This window comes from Syntrophothermus sp. (assembly GCF_013314835.1).
In the GTDB taxonomy this organism is placed as follows: domain Bacteria; phylum Bacillota; class Syntrophomonadia; order Syntrophomonadales; family Syntrophothermaceae; genus Syntrophothermus; species Syntrophothermus lipocalidus.
Window position 1 is genome coordinate 1 of the sequence record NZ_JABUEX010000122.1, and the last position, 3,694, is coordinate 3,694.

Here is a 3,694-nt window from a genome sequence, read left to right on the forward strand (position 1 = left end):
GTGGGTGGGCGTGACGCGTACAGGAAAAACCTTTACCGTTCACCGGAAGCACGGCGAAACCAGGAAGTACCCTCCTCCACTGGTAGCGGCGATAGCCAGGAAACTGGGAGTTTCGCGTGAGGAATTTTGGTCGTGGCATTGCGGCCAAAAGTAGCAAAGCAAGTCGGTTGCTGTGCGATGGAGCGGGGCACCGGCGAGGCCAACATCATCTGGGAGGGCGTCGCCAAGGGAGGGCGTCAACAAGAAGGCCGCCGCGATCAAGGGCGGCCGCGTCCTCCAGATGACCACCGTCAGCAGCGTGATGCTCCTGAACGGCGCCGCGATCACGATGGACGCCGCTCCGCAGATCACCGCCTGGCGATGCTCCCGATCCGCTTCCTGGCGCAGGCCCCCCGCGCCGACATCCAGTGGAACGCCAATGCCCAGGAGGCAACCATCAACTTCTAACATTCGCACCCCCTGACACAGCATACCAGAGCCCGGATCGGGGTGATCCGGGCTCTTCCCTTTTTTGTCCTTATTTCTTGTTCTTATGTTTTTTTTTATGTGTTTCCTGGATTAAAAACAATATACCTGGTGCAAATCAGGTGCTATAATCTTTTCCAGGGGGTGATATTTATGAAATTCAAGCGAATTACCGTTGACCCGACGGTTTGCACCGGGAAGCCCTGTATCAGAGGACTTCGCTTTCCTGTCTCTCGTTTATTGGGACTCCTGGCTGCGGGTGAAACAAAAGAGAGCATCCTGCAGGCCTATCCTTATCTGGAGGCCGAGGATATTAACGAGGCTCTCCTTTTTGCAGCATTTTTAGCCGATGATGAAACGGTGGAGTTTTTGCGGTGAAATTTTTGATTGATATGCCCCTTTCTCCAGGACTTGCCAGATGGTTGATTAACCATGGGTACAATGCGGTTCACGCGCTTGAAATCGGCCTTGACCGGGTTTCTGATGCTGTAATACTTGAGCGGGCGCGCAAGGAAAGACGCGTGGTCGTAACGGCTGACCTGGATTACCCACAATTGCTTGCATCATCGCATGCAGCGGGGCCGGGATTGATTCTTTTTCGCGGCGGCAACTACAGTGAGGCGGAGGCGCTTTACTATCTCCGCAAGGTATTGGCGGCAATTTCCCCCGGAGTTCTTTGTAAAAGCATAGTGGTAATCGAAAAGAACCGTATCCGGTGCAGACGCCTGCCGCTCTGAGGCGCTTTAGAATATGCTGTCCACGGAAAGTTCTGGCGAAAGGGGTGCTGCCGGGTGTTGAGCGCTAGGGGTGGTAAGGTGGTTTAGGGCTGAAAAACTCTCTGGTAAGGGGCTTTGGGCTACGGCGCGCAGTTGAAAGCCTTTCTACGCCCGGGGCCGTAGCGGTAAACGAAAAAGTGACGGTCGAAAGTAAAAACCTGCTCGATGCCCAATCTTTCCATGGCGGCAAAGGTGGTCGCGTCGGTAAAGCTGAAGGTCTGGTCAGGGAAAGCGTTTATTATCTGCCACGCGACTTCTATATCTGCTTCTTCTAAGGTGATGATAGGAACGCCAGCCGCGCGCAGCGTCTCCCAAAAAGTGATGGCGGCAGGCCGGCCGAGGCGGGCGGCCAGCAACGTCCAGGTTTCCGCGAGGATCGCATCGGTTGTTACCAGGGGAATAACTCCGGCCACTTTTTCGTAAAATGCTTTTGCCCGCTGATGGTTTGTGTCTGAAGCGTCGCAGATGGCGTACCAGGCTCCGGTATCAACCATTATCACTCTTCAGCGCCTCCGCCAGATAGTGATCGTGCTGCGCGGAAACATCTGTTTTATCACTTGCTCCCATTCCTACTATCCTGAGGAATGTTTCCTTAGCTGCCGTTACGGGTCTGGCTTGCTCTTCCAGATGTTTGGCGATTATCTCCCGGATTAGTTTGGCTAAGGAGATGCCTTTTTTACTTGCCTCCCTTAATAATGCTCGGTGCTGTTCGGGGTGAAGGTAAATTTGTGTGCGTTGCAACAACATCACCTCCAGCAACATTATAATGTTTAAATCCGCCTTTTGTCAAAGTCATTATAGGGCCGGAGTCGCCAGGGAGAATGACGATCCGGTTCCCGCAGCTTGAGGCCGGCTCCCGGGCCAGGCAGGCCCGGGTTAACCACCCGCCCTTTCCGCCCTCCGGTTGGGAAGAAGTCTTCTACAACACGCCGGTCGTCCGCAGGGTGCGCGGCAGGCGGCTTGCCGCCTACGGCCAATGTTTTCTTTGAAAAGAGAAGGTTTATTTTTGTGGAAAAGGATTTGGAATACATGCAAGCAGCTTGACCGCCTGCGGAAGACCCCTCCTCCACCAGAGAGGACGGTCCAGGTATCGGTTTATAACTTTCCGGAAATCTCTTGATTCGGCGGCACTGCCAGCAAGTTCAAAGTATGCTTACCGCAAATCAGGTGCTGGTCGGCGGTAAATATACTTCTGCTTTGATTAGAGTTCAATGTGCCGGGCGGGGTCGCGAACCAGGGCGGCAATGACGCTTAGCGGTGGCAGCCTTTCGAACTCCTCCGGGGTGTAAGCGAGAGGTTCGATGGGCTCCATCGTTTCTGCCACCGCTTCACCAAGGATCGCGCACCTTTTTTCGAAGGTGAGCCTGGAAAAATCGCGGGAAATCACCACAAGGTCGATGTCGCTGTATTCTGAAGGGGTGCCATTGGCATGGGAACCGAAAAGAATTATCCGTTCTGGATTAATCCCTTTTGCCTTGAGGATGCTCCGGAAACGCCTGATTATTTTTTCGACCTCGGATCTTGATGCAGGCATTTTATCACCTCTTCGGTCGATTTGATGTAGCCCTTCGCCATCTTCCGGTCGTAGTGTTTCAGTGCCTGAGCCAGCTCTTGCGGGTAACGCGTTGCAATGCTTGCCGTGTTCAGAGCAGCCAGAAAGGTAAGCTGTTCGTGAGTCAGGTTTGGCTTCGCCAGTTTTACAAGCAGAATCAGGTTGTGTGTGCCACGAGTCCCCTTTACTGGGTTGTAGTTGCTATATTTCGGTATAATCATTATATCCTCTTTTTTTCTTGAGGAAAGCCTTTATTTTGGGTGGTTCGCGCCGTTTTTTTGCACGGCGCGTGGTTATAATTTATGCGAAATTCTGGTTAAACCCGGTTTCTGTTGACTCGTCATTCGGTTTTAAGACGCACGAGTTAAGAAAGATGGTCAGAATCGTGGAAGAAAAGGCGGAGTTTTTCACGAAAAAAACCGTTAGGTGTTCTGTGGAATTTCTAATTGCAACCGGGTGATGTTATAATGTATATACTTATATACTGAAATAACACAAAGGTGATAGGGATGATCCGAACACAGGTGCTTTTGACAGAAGAAGCAGTACAAGTTTTTGATAGAGGAGGCCCGGACGCGGGGGGTGAGTTTGAGCGAGCTTATCCGGCGGCTTGTGGAGGAAAAACGGGTTCTGAATTTAACCGCAGGAAGGGCGAAGGCGAGTTATAAGAAACAGCCGGATTCCGATTGACACGGCGAGGCGGGCGGGCGTATACTTTTGCCAGGTAGTTGACGCGGTTAACCATTTTTGAAGAGGAGAGGAGACCTTGAAGCCCGGAAGAAGTTTGCTGCGGCAGATCATTGCTCTTCTGCTCGCCATTCTGTTCGCTTTCGGGGGCGCGGTCCCTGGGGCTTGGGCGAAGGAGCCCGCCCGGCCCGAGATCTCGCTCAACGAGGCGATA

At 52.7% G+C, this 3,694-nt stretch carries 8 protein-coding genes; 4 read left to right on the top strand and 4 right to left on the bottom strand.

Going from position 1 to position 3,694, the window contains the following annotated elements; all coding sequences use genetic code 11:
- The first annotated feature begins 177 nt into the window (after positions 1-177).
- The 3 genes from HPY90_RS15330 (at position 178) to HPY90_RS15340 (ending at position 1,202) form a co-directional block, all read left to right on the top strand.
- Complete coding sequence (locus HPY90_RS15330; RefSeq protein WP_287195776.1) at positions 178-447, top strand: stalk domain-containing protein; 270 nt, start codon at positions 178-180, stop codon at positions 445-447.
- Positions 448-618: 171 nt separating this feature from the next.
- On the top strand, positions 619-843 hold the full coding sequence (locus HPY90_RS15335; protein ID WP_287195778.1) for a DUF433 domain-containing protein: 225 nt from the start codon (positions 619-621) through the stop codon (positions 841-843).
- The gene (locus HPY90_RS15340; protein ID WP_287195780.1) at positions 840-1,202 is read left to right on the top strand and encodes a DUF5615 family PIN-like protein; all 363 of its coding nucleotides are present in this window, start codon (positions 840-842) and stop codon (positions 1,200-1,202) included. Before HPY90_RS15335 ends, HPY90_RS15340 begins: the two co-directional genes overlap by 4 nt.
- A gap of 119 nt (positions 1,203-1,321) precedes the next feature.
- Here the strand turns inward: HPY90_RS15340 and HPY90_RS15345 are convergent, their stop codons facing one another.
- Entirely contained in the window at positions 1,322-1,735 is a 414-nt protein-coding gene (locus tag HPY90_RS15345; RefSeq protein WP_287195789.1) for a type II toxin-antitoxin system VapC family toxin, read from the bottom strand.
- Positions 1,728-2,003 carry a ribbon-helix-helix domain-containing protein gene (locus HPY90_RS15350; protein WP_287195781.1) on the bottom strand — a complete coding sequence of 92 codons (276 nt, stop codon included), beginning with the start codon at positions 2,001-2,003 and terminating at the stop codon, positions 1,728-1,730. Before HPY90_RS15350 ends, HPY90_RS15345 begins: the two co-directional genes overlap by 8 nt.
- Before the next feature lie 59 nt (positions 2,004-2,062).
- Between HPY90_RS15350 and HPY90_RS15355 the strand changes: the two genes are divergently transcribed.
- Entirely contained in the window at positions 2,063-2,230 is a 168-nt protein-coding gene (locus tag HPY90_RS15355) for a hypothetical protein (protein WP_287195783.1), read from the top strand.
- Between the two features lie 212 nt (positions 2,231-2,442).
- On the opposite strand, the gene HPY90_RS15360 is transcribed toward HPY90_RS15355, so the two are convergent.
- Entirely contained in the window at positions 2,443-2,775 is a 333-nt protein-coding gene (locus HPY90_RS15360) for a nucleotidyltransferase domain-containing protein (protein ID WP_287195785.1), read from the bottom strand.
- Positions 2,742-3,014 carry a HEPN domain-containing protein gene (locus HPY90_RS15365; protein WP_287195787.1) on the bottom strand — a complete coding sequence of 91 codons (273 nt, stop codon included), beginning with the start codon at positions 3,012-3,014 and terminating at the stop codon, positions 2,742-2,744. Before HPY90_RS15365 ends, HPY90_RS15360 begins: the two co-directional genes overlap by 34 nt.
- Positions 3,015-3,694 lie beyond the last annotated feature (680 nt).